General features: G+C 64.0%; 28 protein-coding genes. 18 read left to right on the top strand and 10 right to left on the bottom strand.

Features of this window, described 5'->3' with window-relative positions:
• Window positions 1–2 precede the first annotated feature (2 nt).
• Window positions 3–782, bottom strand: a complete 780-nt coding sequence (locus O0879_RS12375) for a helix-turn-helix transcriptional regulator (RefSeq protein ID WP_289898580.1) — start codon at window positions 780–782, stop codon at window positions 3–5.
• Window positions 783–889: 107 nt separating this feature from the next.
• Between O0879_RS12375 and O0879_RS12370 the strand changes: the two genes are divergently transcribed.
• Complete coding sequence (locus O0879_RS12370; RefSeq protein WP_289904053.1) at window positions 890–1780, top strand: DMT family transporter; 891 nt, start codon at window positions 890–892, stop codon at window positions 1778–1780.
• 38 nt (window positions 1781–1818) lie between these two features.
• Window positions 1819–2415 (top strand): class I SAM-dependent methyltransferase, encoded by a 597-nt coding sequence (locus tag O0879_RS12365; protein WP_180278714.1) that lies wholly within the window; start codon window positions 1819–1821, stop codon window positions 2413–2415.
• An 8-nt stretch (window positions 2416–2423) separates the two neighbouring features.
• Here O0879_RS12365 and O0879_RS12360 read toward each other — a convergent pair whose 3' ends face one another.
• On the bottom strand, window positions 2424–2873 hold the full coding sequence (locus O0879_RS12360) for a GAF domain-containing protein (protein ID WP_289904818.1): 450 nt from the start codon (window positions 2871–2873) through the stop codon (window positions 2424–2426).
• A 128-nt stretch (window positions 2874–3001) separates the two neighbouring features.
• Complete coding sequence (locus O0879_RS12355; RefSeq protein ID WP_289916690.1) at window positions 3002–3892, bottom strand: LysR family transcriptional regulator; 891 nt, start codon at window positions 3890–3892, stop codon at window positions 3002–3004.
• 89 nt (window positions 3893–3981) lie between these two features.
• Between O0879_RS12355 and O0879_RS12350 the strand changes: the two genes are divergently transcribed.
• The 8 genes from O0879_RS12350 (at window position 3982) to O0879_RS12315 (ending at window position 12800) form a co-directional block, all read left to right on the top strand.
• Window positions 3982–4968 (top strand): aldo/keto reductase, encoded by a 987-nt coding sequence (locus O0879_RS12350; RefSeq protein WP_289916689.1) that lies wholly within the window; start codon window positions 3982–3984, stop codon window positions 4966–4968.
• A gap of 130 nt (window positions 4969–5098) precedes the next feature.
• Window positions 5099–5932 carry a CheR family methyltransferase gene (locus O0879_RS12345; protein WP_034783398.1) on the top strand — a complete coding sequence of 278 codons (834 nt, stop codon included), beginning with the start codon at window positions 5099–5101 and terminating at the stop codon, window positions 5930–5932.
• A gap of 1 nt (window position 5933) precedes the next feature.
• A complete protein-coding gene (locus O0879_RS12340; RefSeq protein ID WP_289916688.1) occupies window positions 5934–6542 on the top strand; it encodes a chemotaxis protein CheB in 609 nt (202 codons plus the stop codon).
• Window positions 6543–6648: 106 nt separating this feature from the next.
• Window positions 6649–7773 carry a hybrid sensor histidine kinase/response regulator gene (locus tag O0879_RS12335; RefSeq protein WP_099668411.1) on the top strand — a complete coding sequence of 375 codons (1125 nt, stop codon included), beginning with the start codon at window positions 6649–6651 and terminating at the stop codon, window positions 7771–7773.
• Window positions 7770–11174: a PAS domain S-box protein gene (locus tag O0879_RS12330; RefSeq protein WP_289916687.1), complete on the top strand. Its 3405-nt coding sequence runs from the start codon at window positions 7770–7772 to the stop codon at window positions 11172–11174. The genes O0879_RS12335 and O0879_RS12330 overlap by 4 nt, the downstream gene beginning before the upstream one ends.
• A gap of 49 nt (window positions 11175–11223) precedes the next feature.
• A complete protein-coding gene (locus O0879_RS12325) occupies window positions 11224–11622 on the top strand; it encodes an MAPEG family protein (protein ID WP_289916686.1) in 399 nt (132 codons plus the stop codon).
• A gap of 339 nt (window positions 11623–11961) precedes the next feature.
• A complete protein-coding gene (locus tag O0879_RS12320; RefSeq protein ID WP_289916685.1) occupies window positions 11962–12336 on the top strand; it encodes a KGG domain-containing protein in 375 nt (124 codons plus the stop codon).
• Window positions 12337–12536: 200 nt separating this feature from the next.
• On the top strand, window positions 12537–12800 hold the full coding sequence (locus O0879_RS12315; RefSeq protein ID WP_077407571.1) for a hypothetical protein: 264 nt from the start codon (window positions 12537–12539) through the stop codon (window positions 12798–12800).
• A 140-nt stretch (window positions 12801–12940) separates the two neighbouring features.
• On the opposite strand, the gene O0879_RS12310 is transcribed toward O0879_RS12315, so the two are convergent.
• Window positions 12941–13438: a pyridoxamine 5'-phosphate oxidase family protein gene (locus O0879_RS12310; protein WP_289916684.1), complete on the bottom strand. Its 498-nt coding sequence runs from the start codon at window positions 13436–13438 to the stop codon at window positions 12941–12943.
• 273 nt (window positions 13439–13711) lie between these two features.
• Between O0879_RS12310 and O0879_RS12305 the strand changes: the two genes are divergently transcribed.
• The 6 genes from O0879_RS12305 (at window position 13712) to O0879_RS12280 (ending at window position 18812) form a co-directional block, all read left to right on the top strand.
• On the top strand, window positions 13712–14365 hold the full coding sequence (locus tag O0879_RS12305) for a PepSY-associated TM helix domain-containing protein (RefSeq protein ID WP_251350418.1): 654 nt from the start codon (window positions 13712–13714) through the stop codon (window positions 14363–14365).
• A gap of 33 nt (window positions 14366–14398) precedes the next feature.
• Window positions 14399–14914, top strand: a complete 516-nt coding sequence (locus tag O0879_RS12300; protein WP_289916683.1) for a DUF2271 domain-containing protein — start codon at window positions 14399–14401, stop codon at window positions 14912–14914.
• Window positions 14915–14924: 10 nt separating this feature from the next.
• Window positions 14925–15749, top strand: coding sequence for a DUF4198 domain-containing protein (locus O0879_RS12295; RefSeq protein WP_099666981.1), 825 nt, complete (start codon window positions 14925–14927; stop codon window positions 15747–15749).
• 30 nt (window positions 15750–15779) lie between these two features.
• On the top strand, window positions 15780–16811 hold the full coding sequence (locus O0879_RS12290; RefSeq protein ID WP_289916682.1) for an FAD:protein FMN transferase: 1032 nt from the start codon (window positions 15780–15782) through the stop codon (window positions 16809–16811).
• Window positions 16812–16823: 12 nt separating this feature from the next.
• On the top strand, window positions 16824–18188 hold the full coding sequence (locus O0879_RS12285; RefSeq protein WP_289916678.1) for a sulfite reductase subunit alpha: 1365 nt from the start codon (window positions 16824–16826) through the stop codon (window positions 18186–18188).
• 72 nt (window positions 18189–18260) lie between these two features.
• On the top strand, window positions 18261–18812 hold the full coding sequence (locus O0879_RS12280) for a glutathione peroxidase (protein WP_289916677.1): 552 nt from the start codon (window positions 18261–18263) through the stop codon (window positions 18810–18812).
• 2 nt (window positions 18813–18814) lie between these two features.
• Here the strand turns inward: O0879_RS12280 and O0879_RS12275 are convergent, their stop codons facing one another.
• The 6 genes from O0879_RS12275 to O0879_RS12250 all read right to left on the bottom strand — a co-directional run bounded on the left by O0879_RS12275 (window position 18815) and on the right by O0879_RS12250 (window position 23350).
• Window positions 18815–20041 (bottom strand): DUF2325 domain-containing protein, encoded by a 1227-nt coding sequence (locus tag O0879_RS12275; RefSeq protein WP_289904064.1) that lies wholly within the window; start codon window positions 20039–20041, stop codon window positions 18815–18817.
• Window positions 20042–20078: 37 nt separating this feature from the next.
• Window positions 20079–20405 (bottom strand): hypothetical protein, encoded by a 327-nt coding sequence (locus O0879_RS12270; protein WP_289916675.1) that lies wholly within the window; start codon window positions 20403–20405, stop codon window positions 20079–20081.
• An 85-nt stretch (window positions 20406–20490) separates the two neighbouring features.
• Window positions 20491–20688: a hemin uptake protein HemP gene (locus O0879_RS12265; RefSeq protein ID WP_034750559.1), complete on the bottom strand. Its 198-nt coding sequence runs from the start codon at window positions 20686–20688 to the stop codon at window positions 20491–20493.
• 248 nt (window positions 20689–20936) lie between these two features.
• Window positions 20937–21743: a helix-turn-helix domain-containing protein gene (locus tag O0879_RS12260; protein WP_035821063.1), complete on the bottom strand. Its 807-nt coding sequence runs from the start codon at window positions 21741–21743 to the stop codon at window positions 20937–20939.
• 340 nt (window positions 21744–22083) lie between these two features.
• Complete coding sequence (locus O0879_RS12255; RefSeq protein WP_034783426.1) at window positions 22084–22728, bottom strand: response regulator transcription factor; 645 nt, start codon at window positions 22726–22728, stop codon at window positions 22084–22086.
• A gap of 154 nt (window positions 22729–22882) precedes the next feature.
• Complete coding sequence (locus O0879_RS12250) at window positions 22883–23350, bottom strand: universal stress protein (RefSeq protein ID WP_099666987.1); 468 nt, start codon at window positions 23348–23350, stop codon at window positions 22883–22885.
• Window positions 23351–23816: 466 nt separating this feature from the next.
• On the opposite strand from O0879_RS12250, the gene O0879_RS12245 reads away from it, so the two are divergent.
• Entirely contained in the window at window positions 23817–24683 is an 867-nt protein-coding gene (locus O0879_RS12245) for a protein phosphatase CheZ (RefSeq protein ID WP_289916673.1), read from the top strand.
• Entirely contained in the window at window positions 24683–26572 is a 1890-nt protein-coding gene (locus O0879_RS12240) for a chemotaxis protein CheA (protein ID WP_289916670.1), read from the top strand. The genes O0879_RS12245 and O0879_RS12240 overlap by 1 nt, the downstream gene beginning before the upstream one ends.
• Window positions 26573–26706 lie beyond the last annotated feature (134 nt).

Below are 26706 nucleotides of genomic sequence, written 5' to 3'. Positions count from 1 at the left end.
TTTCAGCGCAGGCCGCGGCGGAACTGGTCCGGCGTGCCGCCGCCTTGACGGCGGAACATGGCGATGAAGGCGGAGGCCGTGCTGTAGCCCAGTTCCAGCGCGATCGCCTGCACGGTTGCTCCCTGTTCCAGCAGGGGCAGGGCGGCCAGGAAGCGCTGGCGCTGGCGCCATTCGCCGAACGGCATGCCCAATTCGCGCTGGCAGCGCCGGGCCAGCGTGCGCTCGGTCACATGCAATTGCGCGGCCCACTCAGCCAGTGAGCGGTTACTGCCGGGATCAAGCTGCAGGGCGGCCAGCAGCGCCGCGATGACGGGTTCGTCGCTGCCGGGCAAATAGTTGCGGCTGCACGGCGCCAGCTGCAACTGGTCGACCAGCACTTGCGCCAGGCGCTGGTCGGCTGCCGTGGCGGGCGTGGTGACGCCCCGTTCGGCAAAGTCGCCGAGGATGGCCTTGAGCAGTGGACTGAGCACCAGCGCGCACGGCTGCGCCGGCAGCTGCGCGCACAGGCTGGCGTCGATGTAGGCGGAGTGAAACACGACATCCTGGCGGATATAGCCGTCGTGCAAGGTCTCGGGCGGTATCCACACGGCGTACTGGGGCGGCGACAGATAGCGCTGGCCCGCCACCATGATTTCCATCACGCCCGTGGAACAATACGTGAGCTGGCCCCACGGATGGCTCTGGTAATCGAATTGCTGGTGCGCGTGATAGTCGTCGAGGCGAAAGTACACGGGGTAGGGCAGGGCGTCGGAAACGGCGGGAAAGTGCTGGTTGCTGGCCATCGGATCTCCTGTTTTGTCCTGTTCTTTGCATCGTTTGTCCGATATGCATTATATCCATGGAATCGGACCATGCGAAAATGGTGCCCGTTGAATAGTGGAGTTCCTGCATGAAAGCCAAGCATTATCTGTTTCCCGTGATCGCCGTGCTGATCTGGGCCATCAATACCATCGTCAGCAAGATGGCCGTGGGCGTGATCGATCCGGCCGCCATCTCGTTCTACCGCTGGCTGTTGGCCGGAGTGCTGCTGGCGCTGGTGTTCGCGCGTCCAGTGTGGAAGCAGCGGGCCGTGGTGAAACCGTATCTTGGGAAACTGTTTGTGCTGGGCATGTTGGGCATGGTCATGTACCAGTGCCTCGCGTACATCGCGGCGCAAACGACGACGGCCACCAATATGGGCATCCTCGCTTCGCTGATGCCGCTGCTGGCCGTGGGCCTGTCCGTCTTGCTGCTAGGCGAGGCGCCCACCGTGGGCGGCGTGTTCGGCGGCTTCGTGTCGCTGCTGGGACTCGGCTACTTGCTCAGCCATGGCGACCCGGCCGCCCTGATCGCCCATGGCGCGGCCGTGGGCGACGCCCTGATGCTGCTGGCGTGCCTGTCGTATGCGGGCTATGGCGTGCTGCTCAAGCGCTGGAAGATTCCCCTGAATAACTGGCACTCCCTGCTGATCCAGGTGTGGTGCGCCGTGCCCGTGCTGTTCGTGTATTACCTGAGCCAGTCCGCGCCGCCCGTCACCGGCGCCGGCTTGCCGCTGGTGCTGTTTGCCGGCATCCCCGCGTCCATCATCGCGCCGTTCTTGTGGATGCATGGCCTGGCCAAGCTGGGTCCGAGCCGTGCCACGACCTTGATGAATCTGCTGCCCGTGTTTACGGTAATCATCGCCATGCTGTTCCTCGGTGAAACCTTGCACAGCTACGATGTGATCGGCGGCGGCGTGACCCTGCTGGGCGTGGTGATGGTGCAGTACCTGAAACGCCCATTGAAGCGCGCACAAGCGTAGTATTTTTGCTATGCTGATGTTTTGCGCAAGGAGGCGGCATGCACAGCATCGATACCCTCGATACCTTATTAAGCGAACTCGAAGCATTCGGTAACACCAATGACGCGGCGCATACGGAGCGTGCCAGCCGCATGCTCAATATCACGCGCGACACGGGAGAATTGCTGGCCGTGCTGGTGCACGCGCGCGGTGCGCGGCGGGTGCTGGAAATCGGCACCTCGAACGGCTATTCCACCCTGTGGCTGGCGCGCGCGGTACAGCCGCTGGGCGGCAGCGTGGTGACGGTGGAAAAGGCGCAGGACAAGTTTGACATGGCGCATGCCAACTTTGTGCGCGCGCAACTGCAAGGCGTGATTGGCCAGTTGCTGGCGGACGCGGGCGACGTGCTGCGCGATGCGGCTGACGGTGCCTACGATTTCATCTTCCTCGATTCCGCGCGCCAGCAATATGAGTCCTGGTGGCCGCAGCTGGACCGCGTGCTGGCGGCGGGCGGCGTGCTGGTGGTCGACAACGCCAGTTCGCACTACGCGGACATGGCCGGTTTTATCGACGCCATCCGCGCCGACAGCCGCTACACGGCGTGCCTGGCGACGGTCGGCAAGGGCGAATTCATCGCCGTCAAGGCGGGCAACTAATTACTTAGTTACCCGGCGACGATAGTTTCTTCCAGCACGCGCACCAGCGATTCGACGCCTTGCGCGTCGACGTCGTCGAAGCGGCCGGGCAAGGGGCTGTCGAGGTCGAACACGCCGATGATTTGACCTTGCGCAAACACGGGCACCACCAGTTCCGAGCGGGAATTGACGTCGCAGGCGATGTGGCCAGGAAACGCGTGCACATCCTGCACGACGATGGACTTGCCTTCGACCACGGTGGTGCCGCACACGCCGCGCCCCTTCTTGATGCGGATGCAGGCTGGCTTGCCCTGGAATGGACCCAGCACCAGTTCCTCGCCTTTCAGGAAGTAAAAGCCGGCCCAGTTGAGGCCCGGCATCGTATTGAAGACCAGCGAACTGAAGTTGGCCGTATTGGCGATGAAATCGCTCTCGCCGGCCAGCAAGCCTTGCAGCTGCGAACGCAGGTCCGCATACATGGCGTGCTTGGCTGCGGGGGTATCTGTGCCGTAGGCGGCGTCGCTGATGGTAAACGTCATGGTCGTGGTGGCGCTGAAAAATGGGGAAGGCGCCATGGTAGCGCGTCTGGCGCATCCGTGCGCGGCCTTCACTTTTTCAGATGTTCTTGCGCCAGCTGGCGCAGCAGGGGCAGGGCCGCATGGCCGTGGTCGTCCCGCCAGGCCAGGCCGATGCCGGCCGCCAATTCCTCGCCCTCCACCAATGGCCGGTAGGCCACGCCAGCCAGGCGCAGCGCGCGGAACGAGTCGGCCAGCAGCGCCATGCCCTTGCCGGCAGCCACGTCGCCGAGCAGCACATGGTGGTCGGGCGCTTCGCGCAGGAAAATCGGCGCGAAACCATGCCGGCGAAATACCTGCTGGCAATGGTCGAAGAAGGCGGGCTGGCGCGCCCGTTCGAACCAGTAGACGGATTCCTGGGCGATGTCAAACAGGCTGAGCTTGCGCTTTTTCGCCAGCCGGTGCCCGGCGGGCAGGGCCAGCATCATGGGCTGGTGCGCCAGCGGCTGCACGGTCAGCTCGAAGGTGGCGCTGGGCAAGGCCAGCAAGGCCGCATCGAGCTGGCCCTTGCGCACGCCGGCCACCAGGCGCGGCGAGGGGGCCGCCGTCAGTTCCAGGCGGATACTGCCCAGTTGTCCTTCCAGCGCCGCCAGCAAGGGCCGGAACAGGCCGGCCGCCACGGAACTGGTCAAGCCCAGGCGCAGGCGCGCGGGCGCGCTGTCTTGCCGCAGCGACGTTTGCGCAATATCAAGCAAATCGAGGATGTGCAGCGCCTGCGGCAGCAAGGTATGCCCCGCCTGCGTCAAGGCCACGCCCTGCGTGTCGCGTTCGAACAATCGCGCGCCCAGCCGCTCTTCCAGTGCCTTGATGGCGCGCGACAGGGGCGGCTGGGTCATGTGCAATTGCTCCGCCGCCTGGCGGAAGTTCAGGCAGCGGGCGACGGCGCAAAACAGGCTCAAGGCATGGGTATCGAGGGCTCTCATACCAGAAAGGTATCACGAAATCGCGCATTCCCCCGCCGGCCGGCCCGGCCTAGACTGGCTGCATCGAGTCAACACGTGAGGAGAGCAGCATGCAACGACGACGCATCGGCAATAGCGGCTTGACCAGCTCGGCATTGGGCCTGGGCTGCATGGGCATGTCGGAATTTTATGGCGCCACGGACGAGGCGCAATCGCTGGCTACCCTTGAAGCGGCCCTGGCGGCAGGCGTGACCCTGTTCGACACGGCCGACGCCTACGGCTTCGGCCACAACGAGCAATTGCTGGGGCGCTTTTTGGCCAGCCATCGCGGCCAGGCCCTGGTCGCCACCAAGTGCGGCCTGGCGCGCGAGGCGGGCAGTTATGCGCGCCGCGTCGACAATTCCCCCGCCACCATCCGCCAGGCGTGCGAAGCGTCGCTGGCGCGCCTGGGCGTGGAGGCCATCGACCTGTTCTACCTGCACCGCCTGAACCTGGAGACGCCGCTGGAGGAATCGATGGGCGCGCTGGCGCAGCTACGGCAAGAGGGCAAGATCCGCGCCGTGGGCCTGTGCGAAGTGAGCGCGGCCACCTTGCGGCGCGCGGCGGCGCTTTGCCCCGTGGCGGCCGTGCAGAGCGAATACTCGCTGTGGACGCGCGAACCGGAGCAGGGCGTGCTGGCCGCCTGCCGCGACGTGGGCGCCAGCTTCTTTGCCTACAGCCCGCTGGGGCGCGGTTTCCTGACGGGCGCCATCGCCGATGCGGCCAGCCTCGACGCGGGGGATTTCCGCCAGTTCAATCCCCGTTTTTCATCCGACAACCTGGCGCGCAACCAGGCCATCGTCGCGCAGGTCCGGGACCTCGCGCGCGCAAAAGGCTGCACGCCGGCCCAGCTGGCGCTGGCCTGGCTGCTGGCGCAAGGCGACGACCTCATTCCCATTCCCGGCACCAAGCGCATCGCGTATTTGCACGACAACCTGGGCGCGCTGGCCGTGCGGCTGGACGGCGCGGAACTGGCGGCGATGAATGCCGCCTTTCCCTTGGGCATGGCGGCGGGCGCGCGTTATACGGAGGAAGGCATGAAGGGCGTGGATGCCTGAAAAAGATGGCGCAGTGTACGCCAGCGTACCTAACTGACACTTTCCTTGCGGGATAATCGCCGGCGATCTGCTAGCATTTGGCAGTGACTGCATGGTGTGTGTTGCACTGTGTTCAACGCTCAGGTATCCGATGAGGTGGATGTTGTTAGATGACGATATTTTCGATATAGAACTGAAATTGTTGCTTGAGGGAATCTTGTTGAGGTATCAGCACGATTTCCGCGATTATTCGGTGGCGTCGCTGCGCCGGCGCATGCGCCAGGCCATGGAGCGCTTCGGCTGCGCCAGTCTGTCGCAGTTGCAGGACCGCATCTTGCACGAGCCGGCCATGTTCGCGCAGATGCTGCAGTTTTTCACGGTGCAAGTGAGCGAGATGTTCCGCGATCCTGCGTATTTCCGCGCCTTGCGCGAAAAAGTCGTGCCCATCCTGCACACCTATCCTTCCATCAAGATTTGGGTGGCCGGTTGCAGCAGCGGCGAAGAGGTATGGTCGCTGGCCATCTTGCTGGAAGAGGAAGGCTTGCTTGAACGTAGCATGATTTACGCGACCGACATCAATGTGGAAGCGCTGGCCGCCGCCGAAGCGGGCATCTATCCGATCGAGCGCATTGCCCAGTTCAGCGAGAATTACCAGTTGGCGGGCGGCAAGCGCTCGCTGTCCGACTATTACACGGCCGCCTACAAGGGCGCCATCTTTGAGCGGCGCTTGCGGCGCCAGTTCGTCTTCGCCGACCACAGCCTGGCGACGGACAGCGTGTTTTCGGAGGTGCACATGGTTTCCTGCCGTAACGTCATGATTTATTTCAATAAAGACTTGCAAGACCGCAGCCTGGGTCTGTTCCACGAAGCGCTGGTGAACCGGGGCTTCCTGGGCCTGGGCATGAAGGAAAGCCTGCATTTCAGCCGCCATGCGGCCAGCTTCAATGAGCTGAGCCCGGCTGAACGCATCTTCCAGCGTGCCTGACATGTTGCCGACCTGCGACGTCGCGCCACCGCCTGCCGGCCTGCGCCTGATCGCCATCGGCGCCTCGGCCGGCGGCGTGGAAGCGCTGGGCATCGTGCTGCGCGCCTTGCCCGCCACCTGCCGCGCGGCCGTGGTCGTGGTGCTGCACCTGGCGCCGGGCCGTTCGAGCCAGTTGCCGCAGCTGTATGCGGAACGTTGCCAGCTGCCCTTGCGCGAAGCGCAGGACAAGGAACCCTTGCAGGGCGGCACCGTGTATTTCGCGCCGCCCGATTACCATTTGCAAGTCGAACCCGATGGCAGCTTTTCCCTGTCGCAGGAAGCGCCCGTGTATTTTTCGCGTCCGTCCATCGACGTCCTGCTGGAGACGGCCGCCCAGGCGTACCGGCGCGCCATGCTGGCCATCATCCTGACGGGCGCCTCGGCCGACGGCGCGGCGGGTCTGGCGCGCGTGCGGCAGTTGGGCGGTAGTGCCTGGGTGCAAGACCCGCAGCTGGCCAGTTGTGGCATCATGCCGGCCGCCGCGCTCAAGCGGGCCGGCGCCGACCGCGTGCTCGATTTGCCGCAGATGGCTGCCAGCCTGGCCTTGCTCGGCGATGGTGAACACAAGTGAATGGGAATGGTGTAGTGCGTGTAATATATGTGAGAATTGAAACAATGTTTATGTCCATATCGAAACACGATGGCATCTTGCCGTTGCGATGCCTGAAGATGATTCCGTGACCGCCCCTATCCATATCCTCGTCGTTGACGACATCGCGCAAAACCTGGTCGCCGCCGAAGCCGTGCTGGCGCGGCCCGGTATTGTCATCCTGAAGGCCGGCTCGGGCGCCGAGGCGCTGGAATTACTGTTGACGCATGACGTGGCGCTGGCCCTGATCGACGTGCAGATGCCGCAGATGGATGGTTTCGAGCTGGCCGAGCTGATACGCGGCAGCGAGCGCACGCGCAGCATTCCCTTGATTTTTCTCACGGCCGCGTCGCGCGAACCGAGCTACAGTTTCCGTGGCTACGAGGCGGGCGCCGTCGATTTCCTGTACAAACCCATCGACGTGAAAGCCTTGCAAAGCAAGGTGGCCGTGCTGGTCCAGCTGTACCAGCAGAAACGCGAGTTGTCGGCCCAGCTCGACGAGCTCAAGCATGCGCTGCACCTGAATGAACTGTTCACGGCCGTGCTGGGCCACGACTTGCGCACGCCCCTGTCGGTGGTGATGAACGGCGCCATGCTGTTGCCGATGATGAGCGACCACCCGAAGGTGATCGTCACGGCGCAGCGCATCGAAAGCAGCGCCAAGCGCATGGCGCGCATGGTCGACCAGTTGCTGGACCTGGCGCGCATCCGTTCCGGCACGATGGAGTTGCGCAGCAGCACGCACGATTACCTGGCGCTGGCGCGTGCCATCGTCGAGGAATTCGAGACGGCCGGCCAGGCGCCCCTTGTCGAGCTCAGCAGTGTTGGCGAGCTGCACGGGCAATGCGACGCGGGCTTGCTGTCGCAAGTCATCTCGAATCTGCTATGCAACGCCCTCACGCATGGCGAGGCGGGCGCGCCGGTGCAGCTGGCCCTGGACGGACGCGACGCCGACAGCATTGAATTGCGCATCGCCAATCGCGGCGTCATTCCCGCCGCCTTGCTGCCGACCCTGTTCGAGCCGTTCCAGCAGGCGGGCGAAAAGCGCAGGACGGGGCAGGGCCTGGGGCTGGGTTTGTACACGGTGAACATGTTCGTCAAGGCCCATGGCGGCACGGTCGAGCTCAGTTCGACGGACGCGCAGGGCACGCTGGCGACGGTGCGCATTCCGCGCCAGTGCCAGGTGCGCGTGCAAGCGGGATTGGCCACATGAGCGCGCCAGCCTGGCCGCGCGGCGGCGGCAGCATGGGCGAGCTGGTGCGCCAGCGCGACTGGTCCGCCACCGGCCTGGGCGACCTCGATGGCTGGCCCGCCAATTTGCGTACCAGCGTCGACATCGTGCTCAATTCGCCGATGGCGATGGTGCTGATGTGGGGCCCGCAGCATGTGATGATTTACAACGACGACTACATCCAGATCGCCGGGGCGCGCCATCCGGCGGCGCTGGGCGGCACGGTGCCGGCCGTCTGGCCCGAAATCTGGGATTGGAACGCGCGCATCCTCGACGCGGGATTGCGCGGCGAGACGCAGGTGCACCGCGAATGCTGCCTGCCGCTGTTGCGCGGCGGACAGCACGCGGATGTCTGCTTCGACCTGTTTTACACGCCCGTGCATGGCGCCGGCGGCCAGGTCGATGGCGTGCTGTGCACGGCGCTGGAATTGACGGCGCGCATGGAGGAGGGGCGCCAGCTGAAACTGGCTACGGCCGAACTGGGCGAGCTCAACACCACCTTGCAAGCCGAGAGCGAGGCCGTGCGCGCGGCCAACCGCCGCCTGGGCGAGGAACGTGCGCTGCTGCGCGCCCTGTTCCAGCAGGCGCCCAGCTTCATGGCCATGCTGCGCGGGCCGCAGCACGTGTTCGAATTGGCGAATGAACATTATCTGCGCCTGGTGGGACGCCCCGAACTTGAGCTGCTGGGCAAGACAGTCGAAGTGGCCTTGCCCGAAGTCAAGGCGCAAGGTTTCATCGCGCTGCTCGACCAGGTCTATCGCACGGGCGAACCTTACGAAGGGCGCCAGGTCAAAGTGGATTTGCAGACGGCGGACGGGCAGACGGGCCAGCGCCACATCGATTTCGTCTACCAGCCCATCAAGGATGACGAGGGCGCGGTCACGGGCATCCTCGTCGAAGGCATCGACGTCACCGAGCGCATGGAAGGCGAGGAGCGTTTGCGCCTGGCCCAGCAGGCGGGCGGCATCGGCACCTTCGAGTGGTTCCCCGAGACGGGCGCGATGCTGGTGTCGCCCACCTTCCGCCGCCTGTGGGGCATTGCCGACGAGACGGAAGTGACGGAACGCCTGCTGGTGAGCCTGGTCGATGCGCGCGACCAGCAAAAGGTCGGACCGAGCAAGCTGGATCTGGCGCCCAATCCCCTCGAATACGTGGAATACCGCATCCGCCGTCCCGCCGATGGCGCGCTGCGCTGGATCGCGCGCCAGGGCGAGGTAGTGGCCGGCCGCGTGCCGGGCCAGCGCCGCTACGTGGGCGTGTCGTTCGACGTGACGGAGCGGCGCCAGATCGAGGATGAACTCAACGCCAGCCAGGAGCGCATGGCGGCCATTTTCGGCCAGGCTTCCGTGGGCTTGTCCGAGCTGGGCCTCGATGGCCGTTTTCAGCGTGTCAACGGCGCCCTGTGCCGCATGCTGGGACGTTCCGCCGAAGAACTGCTGAGCCTAAACATGAACGACATCATGCATCCGGCGGACGTGCCTGGCAACGGCGTGCTGTTCCAGCGCCTGGTGGAAACGGGCGAATCGTTCTCGCTGGAAAAGCGCTACCTGAAGCCCGATGGTTCGCAAGTGTGGGTGTCGAGCAATGTCAGTCGCCTGGTCGATGAGCAGGGTCATACGCGTTCCTTGATCGCCGTCAAGACGGACATCACGGACCGGCGCCGCGTGGAAAAAGCGCTGCATGAATTGAACGAAACGCTGGAGCACCGGGTCGAACAGGAAGTGAATGAGCGCACCAAGGCCGAAGACGCCTTGCGCCAGGCGCAAAAGATGGAAGCCGTGGGCCAGTTGACGGGCGGCATCGCGCACGATTTCAATAATGTGCTGCAAATCATTTCCGGTAATTTGCATTTGTTGCAGCACCTGGCGGGCACGGATGGCCTCATGCGCCAGCGCCTGGACACGGCGATTGCCGCCGTCGAGCGGGGTGCCAAGCTGTCGTCGCACCTGCTGGCGTTTGCGCGGCGCCAGCCCTTGCAACCGGTGGTGGCCGACCTGACGCGCGTGGTGCGCAACATGGATGCGTTGCTGCGGCGCGCCCTGGGCGAAGCGATCGACATCGTGCTGGTGGGCGGCGGCGGACTGTGGAATACCCTGGTCGACCGCAGCCAGATCGAGAACGTCATCCTCAACCTGGCCATCAATGCGCGCGACGCCATGGATGGCGTGGGCAAGCTGACCATCGAACTGGGCAACGTCGTGCTCGACGAACAGTATGTGCACAACCTGGTCGACGTGCCGGCGGGCCAGTACGTGATGCTGTCGGTGACCGATACGGGCCGCGGCATGAGCGGGCCCGTGCTGCAGCGCGCCTTCGAACCGTTCTTCACGACCAAGCCGGAAGGCGCGGGCACGGGCCTGGGCTTGTCGATGGCGTACGGCTTTGTCACGCAAAGCCGCGGCCATATCCGCATCTACAGTGAACCTGGCGTGGGCACGGGAGTCAAAATCTATTTGCCCCGATCCCTGATGGCCGAAGCGGACGAGGAACTGGAATTGAGCGGCGTCGTCACGGGCGGCACGGAAACGGTGCTGGTGGTGGAAGACGACGTGGGCGTGCGCACCACCGTGGTCGACATGCTGGGCGCGCTCGGCTACAAGGTGCTCAAGGCCGAGGATGGCGAAAGCGCGCTGGCCGTGCTGCACAGCGGTGCGCAGATCGATGTGCTGTTTACGGACGTGATCATGCCCGGTCCCGTCAGCAGCACGGAGATGGCGCGCCAGGCGCGCGAGTTGCAGCCCGATATCGCCGTCTTGTTTACCTCGGGCTATGCGCAGGATGTCATCGTGCACGAAGGCCGGCTCGATGCGGGGGTGGAGTTGCTCAGCAAGCCATACCGGCGCGAAGAGCTGGCGCGCAAGCTGCGCCATGTGCTGGCCAACCGCCAGCAGCAAATGCGCGCGCGCCAGTTCGAACGGTCCGGCGCGCCCGTGGCCGGCACGCTGGCAAGCGGCAGCACGGCGGCCAGCGTGCTGGGAGGCGGCACGCCCGGACTGGACTTGACGGGCCATGCCTTGGTGCCGCAGGGGGACATGCCGACTTCGATGAAGATACTCGTGGTGGAAGACAATCTCGATTCCCAGCTGATGGTGTGCGAGCTGGTGGGCATGCTGGGCCACACGGTCAGCGGCGTGTCCGATGGCGAGGCGGCGTGGGAGTTGCTCAACGAGCAAGACTTCGATATCCTGTTTACGGATGTCAGCCTGCCCGGCATGTCCGGCATCGCGCTGGCACGCATGGTGCTGCGCGACAAGCCGGACATGCGCATCATCTTTTCCACCGGCTATGGCAAGGAATCGATGGATGAGCTGGGCTTTTCCGCCAGCGTCTTGCGCAAGCCCTATGATTTGATGGAGTTGCAAGCGGCACTCGACCAACCCTGACGGGCATGCGCCGGCACGGCCAGCCTGTCCCACCCTGCAGAGGTAAGGCATGACTCCTGAACTGACGATGCTGGCCTGTACCCTCGTGCTGGCGCTGGTGCAAATCCTGCTGCCCGCGCTGTTTCGCACGCGCGAGACGGGCACGGCGTATAACGTGAGCGCGCGCGATGGCGAAGGCCCGCCCGTAGGCAAGATCACGGGCCGCTTGCAGCGGGCCCAGGCGAACCTGTTCGAAACCCTGCCCCTGTTCGCCGCCGCCGTGCTGATCGTCCACGTGACGGCGCAGGAAAGCGCGCTGACCCTGTATGGCGCCGCCCTGTACCTGGCCGCGCGCGTGCTGTATTTGCCCCTGTATGCGTTTGGCGTGCCCGTCGTGCGCACGCTCGTGTGGTGCGTATCGATTGCCGGCTTGCTGATGCTGTTCTGGGCCATCCTCTTCGCTTCCTGAATTCCTCGCCGCTGGCGTCCCGCGGCCGCGCGCCCGAGGCGATGCGCGGCAAGTTCCGATGCCGCCGTTCTCCAGCCGCCCTGGCGGCTGGCCGCGTGTGCTGCCTTGCGCACGGCGCGTGCGGCGCTCACCCCGCTAACTGCTGAGTGTCTGGTACTTTTGGTGGAAAACTGAAAGTAACTACGCCACCACGGGCGGGACTCATCCTACATGCGCTCTTGGCATCCTCCTATTTCTTGCACCCCATGCGCGCACTAAGATGACGGTTCCCTTGCCATGCGAGGGGAAAGAATTGCATGGTTTGCACTGTTTCTGATTCCATCGATCAAGGAGATCATCATGGCCACATCGAGCGACAATAAACAGCAAGGTAGTAAAACCAGTAGCAGCAGTAGCAGCGGCAGCGGCAACAAGCAAAGCGATACCAGCAAACGGGGTTTCGCTTCCATGGACCCCGCCCAGCAGCGCGAAATCGCCAGCGAAGGGGGACGTGCCGCGCATGAAAAGGGCACGGCGCATGAATTCACGTCGGAAGAGGCGCGCCGCGCAGGCAGCCAAAGCCACAAGAACGATGCCAGCCGGCAAAGCGCCTCCAGCTCCAGCGGCACGCGCGACAATGCCAGCATGAACCAGGAGGGCAACCGCGACAGTGGCAACAAGCAAAGCGGCGGCGCGGGGTCGGGTTCGGGTTCCGCGGGTTCGCGCAACAAGTAGCAGCAAGTGGTAATGAGCGGTAGCGGTGACCATGGTCAGCGGCAGGCACGCCGCTGGCCATGGCCGCATCTGTCCGGTCGCCGCAAAATTTTGATGCAATGCAGCAGGCATGGACTATGATGAAATAGCTGCGCTGGCAAGGTGCAATCGCCTGGCAATCGCCGCGCAGTCAACTCGCATTGATGATCAGGGAGAAGATAATGGGCAACGCGAATACGCCGCAACCGGGCAATAGCCAGGGCGGCACGCCATCCACGGCGGGCAGCAAGCAAAGCACGGCCGACTCGGCCGAAAACTTTGTACTGGTCGATAGTGAGCAAGGTCTCGATATCGGCGACGATCTGTTTTCCATCGGCGAAGTACGGCGCGCCGACCGCTTGCCGCATCACCAGTCCGGCTCCGCCGGGCAGAGCCGGCAGAGCGCCGACGATGCGCCCGACACCACGGGCAGTACGGGCGTCTGAGCCTCCCTTCCTGACTGTCTGACAATTTCCGCAGGACCAGCCACCGGGCGTGTTCGCGCACGGCGGCTGGCCGTTTCCCCTTGCGCGCGGACAACGTCGCCTGCTTGCCGGCGCGAGTAAGACTGGCGACCCGGCTCCGGCTACAGGTCGACCCGTCCGTGTTCGCCCAGATCCTTTGGCGGTTCGCCCGTGATGGCGGCCTTGGCCATTTCATAGAATTGCATCATCTTGCTGGCGCCGCTATCCCAGTATTCGGCTGACTGTATCGTTACCTTGATCAGCGACAGCTTCGGATCGTCGACACCGCCCGGGAACCAGGCTTTTAGCAGCGGGTTCCACAATTCTTCCGCCTTGGCGCGGTCCTTCAGCAACTGCGCGTGACCGCAGACGGACACATACAGGCTGTCGCCCGTATCGGCAAAGCTGACGTTGACTTGCGGATTGTTCAGCAAGTCGCGCGTGTAGGCGGCCTCGTCCGAGACAAAGAACCAGATGTGCCCTTCGCTGTCCACCTGCTGCTGCGTCAGTGGCCGGCTGGTGAGGGTGCGCATGTCATCGCTGGTGGTCAGCATGCCGAATTTGATGTCCTTGATCCTGGCCGCGATACTGGCCAGTTGTTCGCTGGAATATGCTTGCATGGGTGCTCCCTTGATGGTTGTCCTGAACAACAGCATAGGCGGGCGCGGCAGGCGGCTCTGTACGGCAGCTTACGTAATGGCGACTGCCTGCCTCGCGCCATGTTTCAAAGCTGTTACAAAACGCTGGCCCGGCGGGGCGCCCCATGTATTGACTTAATAAATGATAATCATTATCATTTGTTTGAAAATGAGGCATGAACTTTGATTGAAGGATGGGAATGAAGCACACTGACTTGTCGCGCCACCTGGCCCGCTCCTTGCCGGGAGCGCTCGATGGGTAATGCGGGCGCAGCAGACAAGGCCAAGAACAACGCCAGCCGCGCCGTCTGGCTGAAGAACTTGCATCAATGGCACTGGATCAGCTCAGCGCTTTGCCTGCTGGGCATGTTTCTGTTCGCCATTACCGGCATCACCTTGAACCACGCCGGCCAGATCGAAGCCAAGCCGGCGGTCACGCGCCAGAAGGCGGCGTTGCCGGCACCCCTCGTCACGCAACTGGCCGCGTATGCCGCCAAGCACGATGGCGCCAATGCGCCCATGCCGGCCGACGCCGAAGCCTGGCTCAAGCAGCAGTGGTCGCTCAATGCGGGCGGCCGTCCCGCCGAATGGTCGATCGACGAAGTCTACCTGCCGCTGCCCAGGGCGGGTGGCGACGCCTGGGTGCGCATCGGCCTGGAAGACGGGGCCGCCGAATACGAATTGACGGACCGGGGCTGGGTGTCCTGGCTCAACGATGTCCACAAGGGCCGCAACACGGGCGTGGCGTGGAGTTGGTTCATCGACATCTTTGCCGGCGCCTGCATCGTGTTTTGCCTGACGGGCTTATTGATTTTGAAGTTCCACGCGGCCAACCGGCCATTTACCTGGCCGATGGTTGGCCTCGGTATCTTGATACCCTGCGCGATCGCCTTGCTGTTTATTCACTGATCGTTTTTACTCTTACTTTTTTACAGGCACACCATGAAATTACGCTACACCCTGGCGCTTGGCCTTCCCCTGATCGGTACGTCGGCGATGGCGGCCGACCTGTCTCTCAAGCTTGAACTCCCGCAATTGAACGTGGCGGAATACCACCGTCCCTACGTGGCGGCGTGGCTGGAAACGGCGGACCAGAAGGTGGTTGGCAACCTGGCCGTGCTGTATGACGTGAAAAAGAAAGACAAGGTCGGTGAGAAGTGGCTGAAGGACATGCGCCAATGGTGGCGCAAGAGCGGCCGCGACCTGGCCATGCCGGTTGACGGCGTCAGCGGCGCCACGCGTGCGCCAGGCGAACATACCTTGACCTTCCCTGGCGCCAAGGTCTTGCTCGACAAGTTGCCGGCCGGCGAATACCAGGTGGTGGTGGAAGCGGCGCGCGAAGCGGGCGGACGCGAACTGGTGCGCGTGCCGTTCCAGTGGCCGCTGAAATCGGCCCAGTCCGTGCCAGCCAAAGGCAAGGAAGAACTCGGTAATGTCGTCGTCCAACTCAAACCATAAGGCGCACCCCATGTTCAAGCAATTCAACAAACCCCTGATCGCCCTGGCCCTGGCTGGCCTGGCCATGAACGCCCACGCCCACCGCGGCTGGATGGTGCCATCGAGCACGATGGTGGAAAGCAAGGACGCCTGGGTGACGGTGGATGCCGCCGTCTCCGACGGCCTGTTCGAGATCGACCACCAGCCGCTGCGCCTGGACGCGCTACAAGTCATCGGCCCGGACGGTGCCAAGGTCGCGCCAGCAAATACGCTGACGGGCCGTTTGCGCAGCGTCTTCGACGTGAAAATGGAAAAGCCGGGCACGTACAAGGCGGCCATCGTGTCGCAAAACGTGATGGGCAGCTACACCGTGAACGGCGAGCAGAAGCGTTTCCGCGGCAACGAGGAAACTTTCAAGAAAGACGTGCCGGCCGATGCGAAAGACGTGAAAATCACGCGCACGGCAGCGCGTCTGGAAACTTTCTTCAGCAATGGCGAAACCAGCACGGAAGTGTTCAAGCCGACGGGCGTGGGCCTGGAATTCGTGCCGGTGACGCACCCGAACGACTTGCGCGCGGGCGAGAAAGCCACCTGGCGTTTCTTGATCGATGGCAAGCCGGCGGCGAACCAGGCGTTCAGCCTGGTGCCAGGCGGCGTGCGCTATCGTGGCGTGCTCGGTGAAATCCGCCAGAGCACGGATGCCAAGGGCGAGATCACGTTCACCGTGCCGGCCGCCGGCATGTATTATCTGAGCAGCACCTGGCCAGCGGCCGCGCCAGCCGTGGCCGGCCAGCCGCCCGTGATGCCGGAGCGCCGCGCCACCTACGCGGCTTCCGTGGAAGTGCTGCCGCAGTAAGCGGCGGCATCTTCGCGAGCGAGAGCGCCGATGCGCCGGGTCCTGCTGCCGCAGCATATTTCCGATCAGGTCGCGCCGCCCGGCGCCGCGATCCGGGACTTGCGCGGCCTGTCGATGGGCACCAGCTGGTCGGTGCGCTTGCTGGAGCCCGCCATGCCGGGACGCGCGGGCAGCGCCGACCTGCAGCAGGGCTTGCAGCAGCAGCTGGATCTTGTTGTAGCGCAAATGAGCCACTGGGACGAGGACTCGGACCTGGGCCGCTTCAACCGGGCCGAGCCCGGCAGCTGGCACAGCCTGCCCGCCGCCTTTTGCGAGGTGCTGGGCTTTGCCATGCACGTGTCGCAGGCGTCCGGCGGCGCGTATGACCCGTGCGCCGGTGCCCTCGTCAACCTGTGGGGCTTCGGCCCCCGCAACCGCTACGATGAGCCCGGCTTCCTGCCGCCGAAAGACGATACCGTGGCGCTGCTGCTGGCGCAGCGCCAGCGCCGCCGCCTGGAACTGGACTTGCCGGCCCGCCGCGCGCGCCAGCCGGGCGGCTTGCAGCTGGATTTGTCCGCCGTGGCCAAGGGCTATGGCGTGGACCGCCTGGCCCGCTACCTGGACAGCCAGGGCATCCACCATTACCTGGTCGAAGTGGGTGGCGAGCTGCGCGGCGCCGGCAGCAAGCCCGACGGCCAGCCGTGGTGGGTGATGCTGGAACAGGTCGATGGCGTTGCCGATAATGCGCAGCATCCGCCGGAAATGCTGCTGGCGCTGCACGGCTTGTCCGTGGCGACGTCGGGCGATTACCGGCGTTTCTTCGAGGATGGCACGGTGCGTTTCTCGCACACCATCGATCCGCGCAGCGGCATGCCGATTGCCAATCAACTCGCTTCCGTCACCGTCGTGCACGCCGAATGCATGGCGGCCGATGCCTGGTCGACGGCCTTGACGGTGCTGGGCCCGGAAGCCGGCATGGCGCTGGCCGAAGAGCAGGGCCTGGCCGCGCGCTTCCTGCAGCGCGACGGCGATGGCTACCATGAAACGCTGAGCAGCCACATGCTGGCCATGCTCGACGAATGAACGATTGATTCCATGATTTTTACGCACGATACGACGCGGCTGGCCTTGCTGGCCGCCCTGTCCCTCAGTTATGCGGGCGTGTGCCTGGCGCCCTGGCTGCGCGCGCGCGCCAAGCGCCGCGCGTCCGACGCCGCGAAGGCGGCGCTGGCCAACAGTCCCGCCTGGCTGGTGGCGTATGCGAGCCAGACGGGCAATGCCGAGGAACTGGCCACGCAAACGGCGCAGAGCCTGCAACTGGCCGGCATTCCCGTGCGCCTGTGCGCGCTGGCCGACCTCACGGCCATTGATCTGCAACAAGCGGAACGGGCCTTGTTTTTGGTCAGCACGTATGGCGAAGGCGATGCGCCCGACAATGCGGCCGCCTTCATGGGCCGTTTGATGACGGGCGAACTGGCGCTGCCGCAATTGCACTACGCCGTGCTGGCCCTGGGCGACCGCAGCTATGGCCAGTTCTGCGGCTTCGGCCGCGCGCTCGATGCCTGGCTGGCGGAGCAGGGCGCCTCGCGCCTGTTCGAGCGCATCGAAGTCGACCGCAGCGCCAGCGCCACCATCGAGCAATGGTTCCAGCACCTGAGCCACCTGGCCGGCACCAGCGACGCGCCCGACTGGAGCGCGCCCGCCTTTGGCGACTGGCGCCTGACGCGTCGGCAGTTGCTCAATCCCGGCAGCGCCGGCGGCCCCATCTATCACGTGGAACTGGCGCCCGTGGCGGGCAACCTGCCTGACTGGCAGTCGGGCGACCTGGTGCAGGTGGCCGCGCCGCTTGATCCTGCGCAACCGCGCGAATATTCGATCGCCTCGATTCCGCGCGACGGCGGCGTGCACTTGCTGGTGCGCCAGCATGCGCATCCCGACGGCAGCCTGGGCCTGGCCTCGGGCTGGCTCACGGCGCAGGCCGCTGTCGGCGACGTGGTGCAACTGCGCTTGCGCCAGCACCGGCGTTTCCGCCTGGAAGACAATGCCCAGCGCCCCCTGATTTTAATTGGCAACGGCAGCGGCATCGCCGGCTTGCGCGGCCATTTGAAAAGCCGCGTGCTGGCAGGGCAGCGGCGCAATTGGCTGATCTTTGGCGAACGCAATGCGGCCCATGATTTCCATTATCGCGAGGAAATTGAGCACTGGCATGCCAGCGGCGACTTGCCGCGCCTGGACCTGGCGTTTTCGCGCGACCAGGCGGAGCGAACCTATGTGCAGGACCGCTTGCGCGGCAATGCCGATGAAATCAAATTGTGGCTGCAGCAGGGCGCGGCCATCTATATTTGCGGCAGCCTGGCCGGCATGGCGGGCGGCGTCGACCAGGCCCTGCAAGAGATGCTGGGACGGCCCGCGCTCGACGCGCTGGCAGCGGAAGGTCGCTACCGGCGCGACGTCTACTGAGTTGTTGACGCCGCCAGCGCGTTCGCGCACACACGGCTATCATGATTGTTTTATCCGCCGAGGAGATACATCATGAGCGACAGTATTTACGACATTCCCTTGCGCCGCATCAATGGCGAACCCAGCAGCCTGGATGCCTATCGCGGCAAGGTCGTGCTGGTGGTCAATGTCGCCTCCGCCTGCGGCTTGACGCCGCAGTACGAAGGACTGGAAAAGCTCTACGCCGACAAGCAGGCCGAGGGCCTGGTGGTGGCCGGTTTTCCCGCGAATGAATTCGGCGCGCAGGAGCCGGGCAGCAATGCCGAGATCGCCGACTTTTGCCGCGGCACCTTCGGCGTGCAATTTCCCATGTTTGAAAAGATCGTCGTCAAGGGACCGGGCCAGCATCCGCTGTACCAGCGCCTGGTGCAGGAGCAGCCGCGGGCGCAGGAAAAGCCGGGCAGCGATTTCCGCGCCAAGCTGGCCGGCTACGGCATCACGCAGGAGCAGCCCGGCGACGTACTGTGGAATTTCGAGAAGTTTTTGATCAGCAAGGACGGCAAGGTGGTGGGGCGTTTCGCGCCCGACACCACGGTCGATGATGCGCTCTTGCGCGAGGCGATCGCGCGCGAGTTGCAGGCCTAGGTTTAGTCGGCGGCGTCCAGCGCGGCCGGCTCCATCTCGCCACTGACTTCCTGCAAGCCCCGTGCCAGGCTGGAGATGCTGGGGTTGTCGATGAAGACGCAGCGCTTGCCCGTGCGCTTGCAATAATCCTTCACGCGCCAGTAGGCGCTGTGGCTGATGCAGCCCGTCTGGCAAATCACCAGGTCGGCCGCCGCCAGGCTCGAATCGAGCAGGTTGGCATTGTCTTCCAGGCCGCCGTCGTGGTGGGCGAATTGCGCGCCGACCCGCTCGATCAGGGCGCGGTAGGTGGCGACATTGCCGCTGCGTCCGCCCACGCACAGGACGCTTTGATCGACGAGGCGGATCGGCATTTTCAGCTTGCCGCCCGTCGGCACTTCCAGCTTCGGCGCCGGTGGCGGCACGGCCGTGCCCGGACGAGGCTGGGCTTGCTTCAAATCCGCGATTTGCTGGCGCAATTCCTTTTCGCGCTCATCCATTTGCGCCAGGCGTTCGACCAGGCGCGTGCGCGATTCCAGCGCCGGGATGGCCGCCTGCAATTGCGCCAGTTCCGCGCGCAAACCGTCGATCACGCTGTCCTTGCCGATCGCCTCGGCACGCGTGCGCAGCAGCACGGCTTCTTGGCGTTCCAGTTCGCCCGTTTTTTCCATCAGTGCGGCCTGGCTGCGCTGTTGCAGCTTGGCCAGTTCGTGCGTCAGGCGCGCATTTTCTTCCTGCAAGGCCGTAAACTTGCCCATGTCGGCGCGCACGCAGGCGCCGGCCTGGTGCTGGATCATGTGCAAGTCTCTGCACATCTGCTCTTCCAGCTCGGCGTCGCAGCGCGGGTGCGTCAGGCCGGCCCAGAAAGCGCCCGACACGTCGCCGTTGGCGACGGCCGTGCGCCACAGTTCGGCCACTTGCTCCGTCGTCTTGGCGCCGCGAAAGCGCAGGATCACGGGGGCGTAGCGGCGTTCGAGTTCCTTTTGCAGCGCTTCGGACAGGCGGTTGCGCGCGCCGCATTCCGTCACGGCGCCCACGTGCACTTCGTAATCGTCGGCCAGCACGCGCCCGCCCGTCATCTTGCCCACCAGCTTGCGCAAGTATCCCAGAGGCAAGCCCACGCCGACCAGCGGGCAATGACAGGTATGCGACAGTTCCCACAGCCGGCGGCGGCGGGAAGCGAGCGCGGCCGGTTCGGCCCCGCCGCTGGAACAATTGCTGATGACGGGCAGGGACTGGTCTTTGTCACACATGGCGATATCCTGTTGGACGATGGGGATGGAAAAGAAATTATTGCGGCAGGGGCGAGGCGGGGCGCTTGGCGCTCAGCATGCGTGCCACGCGCTCAAGCCAGCTGGTCCTGGGAGGCGCGGGCCGGTGCAGCGCCACCAGGGCGGCCCATTGCTGCGACAGTTGCTGGCAGGTCGCTTGCAGCACGGGGCCCAGGCCGGGCGAGTTTGACAGCACTTGCAGATGGCGTTCGATGACACCCGCCAGTTTCTCGCAGGGACTGCCCGCATGGTAGTGCGACATCAGGTGCAGCACGGCCGACAGCAGCAGTTCAGGCTGTTGGCCTTGCGGAGGAGGAAACATCGGGGAAGGTCGGTCGTTCGCCATCAAACACTCCTGTGCGGTGGTTTGGCTGGCTGCGCGCACGGGGCGCGACTGGCTGGCGAGTGTGGTGACTGGCTGCCGTGCTGCTTCAGGCAGTCAGGATCAGCTTGTTCAATTGGGTGACGCGCAGGCGATAGATCTTGCCGCTGTGCTCAATCTCCACTTCGCGGCCCTGCTGCAGCAGCGCTTCGCTGGTGATGCGGCGCGCCGGCTGGGCCATGCTGACGGGAGGACGGACGTGGGCGGTAGCGGCATCCTGGATCAAGGCTGGTTTTGAGCTTTGCATGTTGGGCTTTCTTTGTCTCAGTTGAGAATGATTCGTATTTGCATTATTGTTGAATGTGGCCCGAAAAGCAAGGCTTATTTGTGCGGAATCCGCGCTTTTTTACGGTGGGACGGCAGCGTGGGAGCGAGTGCTGCGCAAAGGCGGCCGCTGGCGCGGCGCGGAAGGGGGCGGCAGCAAAAAAGACCCGGCAAGGCAGTGCGCCTTGGCCGGGTCAAGCCTGTGCCAAGCTTGAGGAAATCGGGATGAGGCTAGATAGTGGCCAGCAATTGCGCCGAGGCGCTGGCGGCCGCGGTGGTATCGGCCTTGAGCTTGGCGGCGGCCAGCTGCTTGGCGCGCGAACGCGACGGCGGCAGGCGGCGCAGGGTTTTCAGGGCGTCCGGATCCTTGATGCCGATGGTGCGTTGGTCAACCGTGATCAGGCCGATTTCATTGAAGGCGGAAAGGGTGCGGCTGACCGTTTCCAGGGTCAGGCCCAGGTAGCTGCCGATTTCATGGCGCGTCATGCGCAGGTTGAACAGCTTGCTCGAATAGCCCATCTGCGCAAAGCGGTCGGCCAGCGAGACGAGGAAGCGCGCCACGCGGGCTTCGGCGCTGAGGGCGCCCAGCATGCCGATCATGGCTTGCTCGCGCACCAGTTCGCGGCTCATCACGCCGTACATGACATTTTCCAGTTCCAGGTGGACACGACCCAGCGCCGTGAGTTTCTTGAACGGCAGCAGGATCAGGTCGCAGTCGGACAGGGCCACCGCTTCCGAGGAATAGTGGCGCGAGTGGATACCGTCGACGCCCAGCATGTCGCCCTTCATGGGAAAGCTGAGCACCTGCTCATTGCCGAATTCATCGATGAGCACGGTTTTCAGGAAGCCCGAATTGACGATGTACAGGGTGTCGAACGGCTGGCCGATCGTATGCACGCGCTGGCCCGTCTTGAATTGCACGTGCTGGAACAGCAGTTCGTCGGCGGCGATGGTGCAGGCGCTGGAGATATGCAGCAGGTCGCACACCTCCTTCAGGTTCGACCAGAGCCGGCCCTGGCGCTGGCGTCCCGCTTCCATCGGAGCGGAGGGGGCCAGCGATGGTGAGGCGGCGCGGGTGTCGGGCATTTGCGTGGACAGCATGTTCATCTCCTGGTGACAGGTAGTTCAGAGTTGAATGACGGGGTGCACGGGACGGCGGGCAGGCGTGGGCCGGCGGCGCGCGTTCGGGCAGGTAATGCTCAATTCGCTGAAGACTTGCTGTGTGATGAAATAACTTTCCAGCAACTTGATTACTGGTTTCAGTATGCCAACAAGCGTATGCAATTAATATCAGCAGTGGCTGAATATGGCAGTAGGAGCTGTGGTAGATGAAGTAGGATTGTTCCTACAGTCGACGCGCGGGCGCGCGCCGCCGTATTCAGGTCTTGAAGGGGGAGAGCAGGCGGTGCGCCACGGCATACTGCACCATTTCAGACAGCGAACTCATGCCCATCTTTTGCATGATGCGCGTCTTGTGCGTACTCACCGTCTTGACGCTCAGATGCAGGTTGTTGGCAATTTCCGTGATCGACTTGCCTGCCACCAGCAGGGAAAAGACTTCGAATTCGCGGTCCGACAACTGTTTATGCAGCAAGCTTTCATTCGGCATCATGATGTTGAGCACGAGCTGCTCCGCCACCTCGGCGCTGATGTAGGGACGTCCCGACGCCACCTTGTGGATGGCGCCCACGAGCTGGGTGCCCGCGCTTTCCTTGGTCAGATAGCCTTGCGCGCCGGCGCGGATGGCGCGCACCGCATATTGCTCTTCCTCGTGCATGGTGAGGATCAGGATGGACAGCTTGGGCGCCTCGCTGCGGATTTGCCGGATCAGGTCGACGCCGCTGCGGCCCGGCATCGACAGGTCGAGCAGCAACAGGTCGAAGCCGCCCTGGCGCACATGGTTGAGTACTTCAAAACCGTCGATGGCTTCACCCACGATGTCGATATCCGGCGCGCCGTCAAGGATGCGCTTCAATCCTTCACGCATGATGGTGTGGTCGTCGGCAATCACAATACGTATCATAGGCGGGCAATCTGGTGGCGTGTAATCTGCTCTGTCCGTCACAGGACAATCAAATGTTGAGAAACGAGAAACGTTGTCATTTTAACCGAAGCGGCCGCACTGTGCCTTTTCTTGCGATGTGCCGGTGCGGCGGCCCCCGTGGCCATGTGACCCCTTATTTTGTCGGGGGTTCCTTGATCAGCCTGTGTACCAGCACGGGCAATTTCGAGTGCGACAGCACCTTGTTGGTCACGCTGCCCAGCAGCAGCTGACCCCAGCCGCTGCGGCCATGCGAACCCATGAAAATCAGGTCGCATTGCTGCAATTGCGCCACTTCCACGATTTTCAGGGCGGGGCTGTCGGAAAAGGCCGTCAATCCCGTCGCTTGCAAGCCCCGCTTGGCAGCCGCGTCGAGCACGGGTTGCCAGTGGTCGGCGCCCGCCTTGCGCATGGCGACGCGGTATTCCTCTTCGCTGGGATAGCTCGGCGGAATGATTTCGATGTACACCGGGTACTGGTACTCGGGCGCCACGTACACGGCAAGGATGTCGGCGTGCATTTGTTCGGCAAAGGCAACGCCGGCACAGGCCGTCAAGTTGGAGACGGTGGAGCCGTCCGTGGCGATCAGAATTTTCTTATACATGGCAGGTCCTTTGGCAGTGACTCAGCGCGCGCAACGCCTCTTATTGTAGACGTCGCGGCAGCATTGTATTCATGTAAAGACTTGATAATTATCAATACTACTGCACCTTCAGTATAGACAACATTGGCAGAAAGATCGTGTTTAGCTGCGGCAGGGTCCGCCTGGCGCCGTTGCGCAGGCGCTTGAGAGCAGGATTTCTTGTGTCGCGCGTGGTCTTGCACGCACGCCAATGGTAGTATTTCAAAATACAACAGCAGGAACACTTATTTCCTGGCGGAAAAGCTCTTGCGGACCCGCTTTGCACCAGGAAGCGCGTTTTGAGATTTACCAACAGGGCGGCGCCCTGCTACACTCGCACCATCGCAGCGGTATTGCCTCAAATCATCTTAATCGAGAAATTGTGGGTATCAGTCTGTAAAACGCACAGTTCAGGCGGAATTTTGACAAATTATGGAGAAGCAGGGATATGACCAACGCCGCTGATGATTTCGATGCATTATTCGATGAAGTATCCGCGCAAAGCGCGGCCGCAGCCACGCCGGCGCCTGCCGCCGCGCCCGCTCCCGCCGTGATCGCGGATGACGATTTTGACGCGCTGTTCGACTCCGTGTCGGCCAGCGCCGCCGTACCGGCAGCCGCAGCGGCGCCGGTGGCTGCCGCGCCAGCCGCAGCGGAAGCGACCCCCGTGGCCGGCGCCGACGCGCCTGGCGAAGCGGCCGACCCGGTCGACCAGTCCGACAAGCCGATGTTCGAGCGCTTGGGCGGCATCGTGCGCCTGCTGCACGATTCGCTGCGCGAACTGGGCTACGACAAGGCGTTGACGGAAGCGTCGTCGCAGATCGTCGACGCCCAGGACCGCCTGGAATATGTCGCCACCCTGACGGAACAGGCCGCCAACAAGGTCTTGAACACGCTCGACGAAGGCATGCCGGCACAGGACGTGCTGTCAAAGAAAGCCAAGGACATGGACGGCCGCTGGACGGCGCTGTTCGACGGCAAGCTGAGCCTGGAAGAATTCAAGGCCCTGGCCGGCGATTCGCGCCAGTTCGCGCAAGCCGTTGCCGAAGCGACGGAAGCGGAAAAAGCCCGCTTGCTGGAAATCATGATGGCCCAGGACTTCCAAGACATCACGGGCCAGCTGATCAAAAAAGTGGTCAACATCACCAAGACGGTGGAAAACGAGCTGGCTCAGCTGCTGCGCGACAACGCGCCGGCCGAGGTGCGCGAAAAACTGGCGCAAAAGCCGGTGCCGCTGATGCAGGGCCCGTCCGTGCCGTCGGTGGCGCTGGACCAGGATAATGTAGACGACCTTCTTGCGGATTTGGGATTCTAATGGACGATATGCTCAAGGATTTCGTCGTTGAGGCGATGGATCTTGCGGTTAATGTTGAAGAGCACTTATTGCGCCTCGAGCGTGATCCTGACAACAAGGAAACACTGAATGCCGTGTTTCGTTCCTTCCACACCATCAAGGGTGGCGCCGGCTTCATGGGCCTGCCTGCGCTGGTGGCGGCCTGCCACCTGACGGAAAATCTGTTCGACGCCTTGCGCACGGGCGCCGCGCCCGTGACGCCGATCGCCATCGAGGCGGCGCTGCAAGCGTCCGGTTTCGTGGCCGACCAGCTGACGGAGCTGGCGAACGGCGCCGCGCCGGAAAGCTTGCCGGCCATGCCGGAAGAGCTGGAACACATCCTGACGAACGCCATCGAAGGCAAGGGCATGGACGCGCCTGCGCCTGCCGCCGCCGTGGTGGCGGAAGCGGCCGCGCCTGTTGCCGAGGTCGCTGAAGTGCTTGCAGCCGCGCCTGCCGCTGTCGCGGCCACTGCCAGCGCCGATGGCCTGGACTGGGAAGGCATGTATAACGCCGTCGTGCCCGAGGGCAGCCGCGTCGCTGCCGCACCGGTGTCCGCCGTCGCCGCAGCGCCTGCCGTCGTGGCCGCCGCGCCGGCCGCTGCCGCCGCTGCCAAACCGGCCGCCAAGGCCTGGGATGGCGCCGAACGCCGCGAAGAGCGTCCGGAAGTGCGCCATGCCGCGCCCGTCAAGGAAGACAGCATCCGCGTCGACGCCGTCAAGCTCGACGCATTGCTGGAAGTGGCCGGCGAATCCGTGCAGGCCGCCAACCAGGCTGCCGTGCTGCTCGAGCGTTTGCTGCAATTCAAATTCGAAGGCCAGGCCGCCACCTTGATGGCGACCCTGGCGGAAACCCTGGAACGCGCTTCGCGTTACTCGACGGAACTGCAGCGGGCCACCCTGGCCACGCGCATGCAGCCCGTCGGCCGCCTGTTCCAGAAATTCCCGCGCCTGGTGCGCGAACTGGCCAAGGATCTGGGCAAGGATGTCGAACTGACCATCGAAGGCGCGGAGACGGAAGTCGACCGCGTGGTGGTCGACAGCCTGTACGATCCGCTCGTGCACATGCTGCGCAACTCGCTCGACCATGGCGTCGAATCGCCGGAAGCGCGCCTGGCTGCCGGCAAGCCCGCCAAATCGTATATTTCACTGAAGGCATGGCAGGAAGCCAACAGTGTCATGATCGTGCTGCAGGATGACGGCAAGGGCATGGACCCGGCCTTCCTGCGCAGCAAGGCCCAGCAAAAGGGCTTGATCAGCGAAAACGCGCAGTTGAGCAACGATGAATGCTTCCAGCTGGTGTTCCTGCCGGGCTTCTCGACCAAGGAAGTCGCGTCCAGCGTTTCCGGGCGCGGCGTCGGCATGGACGTGGTGAAAACGGCCGTGGAGAAAAACCGCGGCGCCATCCACATCGAATCGGCGCTGGGCAAGGGCACGAAATTTGCCATCCGCCTGCCGATCGAGCTGTCGATCGTGCCGACCATGCTCGTGTCGACCTCGGGCGCCGCGCTGGCGCTGCCGATGGCCGTGGTGCAGCGCGTCGTCGAATTGCCGGAAACCTTCATGGAAGTGGGCGGCGCGCCCGTGCTGAAAGACCAGGGCCGTCCATTGCCCGTGCGGTCGCTGGCCGGCTCGCTGGGCTACGAATCGTGCAGCGAGCGCGTCGGCATTGTTGTCGCTGCGCCACAGCCGTACATTCTCGCCGTGGAAGCCGTCGATGGCACGGCCGACCTCGTGATCAAGCCGATGACGGCCATCACCGTGGAAGGCATCACGGGCACGGCCCGCTCGGCCGAAGGCGAGCTGGTGCTGGTCGTCGGCCTGTCGTTCCTGATGGACGGTTGCCGCAGCAGCGTGCGTCTGGCGGCCTGAGGATACCTGACCAAACCTGCTGCGCGTCGGTGTAGGCGGCCTGCGATGCTCACCGTACCAGAGTACGGTTGCGCTTCTTAGCCACCTCTCCCTTCCGCTCGCGACGGTTTTGTCAGGCGTCGTAAGTATTGCTT

The sequence above is a fragment of the Janthinobacterium sp. SUN120 genome (genome assembly GCF_030397735.1).
Classification (GTDB): Bacteria; Pseudomonadota; Gammaproteobacteria; order Burkholderiales; family Burkholderiaceae_D; genus Janthinobacterium; species Janthinobacterium kumbetense.
The sequence above is the reverse complement of the archived record's forward strand: the minus strand, read 5'-3'. Positions and strand labels throughout refer to the sequence as shown.

What these genes read in the sequence shown, in the direction of transcription:
- O0879_RS12240 (WP_289916670.1), top strand. Translation starts at nt 24,683, where the DNA reads ATGGACGATATGCTCAAGGATTTCGTCGTTGAGGCGATGGATCTTGCG.
- O0879_RS12290 (WP_289916682.1), top strand. Translation starts at nt 15,780, where the DNA reads ATGCGCCGGGTCCTGCTGCCGCAGCATATTTCCGATCAGGTCGCGCCG.
- O0879_RS12280 (WP_289916677.1), top strand. Translation starts at nt 18,261, where the DNA reads ATGAGCGACAGTATTTACGACATTCCCTTGCGCCGCATCAATGGCGAA.
- O0879_RS12270 (WP_289916675.1), bottom strand. Translation starts at nt 20,405, where the DNA reads ATGGCGAACGACCGACCTTCCCCGATGTTTCCTCCTCCGCAAGGCCAA.
- O0879_RS12300 (WP_289916683.1), top strand. Translation starts at nt 14,399, where the DNA reads ATGAAATTACGCTACACCCTGGCGCTTGGCCTTCCCCTGATCGGTACG.
- O0879_RS12340 (WP_289916688.1), top strand. Translation starts at nt 5,934, where the DNA reads ATGTTGCCGACCTGCGACGTCGCGCCACCGCCTGCCGGCCTGCGCCTG.
- O0879_RS12245 (WP_289916673.1), top strand. Translation starts at nt 23,817, where the DNA reads ATGACCAACGCCGCTGATGATTTCGATGCATTATTCGATGAAGTATCC.
- O0879_RS12320 (WP_289916685.1), top strand. Translation starts at nt 11,962, where the DNA reads ATGGCCACATCGAGCGACAATAAACAGCAAGGTAGTAAAACCAGTAGC.
- O0879_RS12250 (WP_099666987.1), bottom strand. Translation starts at nt 23,350, where the DNA reads ATGTATAAGAAAATTCTGATCGCCACGGACGGCTCCACCGTCTCCAAC.
- O0879_RS12255 (WP_034783426.1), bottom strand. Translation starts at nt 22,728, where the DNA reads ATGATACGTATTGTGATTGCCGACGACCACACCATCATGCGTGAAGGA.
- O0879_RS12295 (WP_099666981.1), top strand. Translation starts at nt 14,925, where the DNA reads ATGTTCAAGCAATTCAACAAACCCCTGATCGCCCTGGCCCTGGCTGGC.
- O0879_RS12285 (WP_289916678.1), top strand. Translation starts at nt 16,824, where the DNA reads ATGATTTTTACGCACGATACGACGCGGCTGGCCTTGCTGGCCGCCCTG.
- O0879_RS12310 (WP_289916684.1), bottom strand. Translation starts at nt 13,438, where the DNA reads ATGCAAGCATATTCCAGCGAACAACTGGCCAGTATCGCGGCCAGGATC.
- O0879_RS12265 (WP_034750559.1), bottom strand. Translation starts at nt 20,688, where the DNA reads ATGCAAAGCTCAAAACCAGCCTTGATCCAGGATGCCGCTACCGCCCAC.
- O0879_RS12350 (WP_289916689.1), top strand. Translation starts at nt 3,982, where the DNA reads ATGCAACGACGACGCATCGGCAATAGCGGCTTGACCAGCTCGGCATTG.
- O0879_RS12345 (WP_034783398.1), top strand. Translation starts at nt 5,099, where the DNA reads ATGAGGTGGATGTTGTTAGATGACGATATTTTCGATATAGAACTGAAA.
- O0879_RS12325 (WP_289916686.1), top strand. Translation starts at nt 11,224, where the DNA reads ATGACTCCTGAACTGACGATGCTGGCCTGTACCCTCGTGCTGGCGCTG.
- O0879_RS12275 (WP_289904064.1), bottom strand. Translation starts at nt 20,041, where the DNA reads ATGTGTGACAAAGACCAGTCCCTGCCCGTCATCAGCAATTGTTCCAGC.
- O0879_RS12370 (WP_289904053.1), top strand. Translation starts at nt 890, where the DNA reads ATGAAAGCCAAGCATTATCTGTTTCCCGTGATCGCCGTGCTGATCTGG.
- O0879_RS12365 (WP_180278714.1), top strand. Translation starts at nt 1,819, where the DNA reads ATGCACAGCATCGATACCCTCGATACCTTATTAAGCGAACTCGAAGCA.
- O0879_RS12360 (WP_289904818.1), bottom strand. Translation starts at nt 2,873, where the DNA reads ATGTATGCGGACCTGCGTTCGCAGCTGCAAGGCTTGCTGGCCGGCGAG.
- O0879_RS12260 (WP_035821063.1), bottom strand. Translation starts at nt 21,743, where the DNA reads ATGGAAGCGGGACGCCAGCGCCAGGGCCGGCTCTGGTCGAACCTGAAG.
- O0879_RS12315 (WP_077407571.1), top strand. Translation starts at nt 12,537, where the DNA reads ATGGGCAACGCGAATACGCCGCAACCGGGCAATAGCCAGGGCGGCACG.
- O0879_RS12375 (WP_289898580.1), bottom strand. Translation starts at nt 782, where the DNA reads ATGGCCAGCAACCAGCACTTTCCCGCCGTTTCCGACGCCCTGCCCTAC.
- O0879_RS12330 (WP_289916687.1), top strand. Translation starts at nt 7,770, where the DNA reads ATGAGCGCGCCAGCCTGGCCGCGCGGCGGCGGCAGCATGGGCGAGCTG.
- O0879_RS12355 (WP_289916690.1), bottom strand. Translation starts at nt 3,892, where the DNA reads ATGAGAGCCCTCGATACCCATGCCTTGAGCCTGTTTTGCGCCGTCGCC.
- O0879_RS12305 (WP_251350418.1), top strand. Translation starts at nt 13,712, where the DNA reads ATGGGTAATGCGGGCGCAGCAGACAAGGCCAAGAACAACGCCAGCCGC.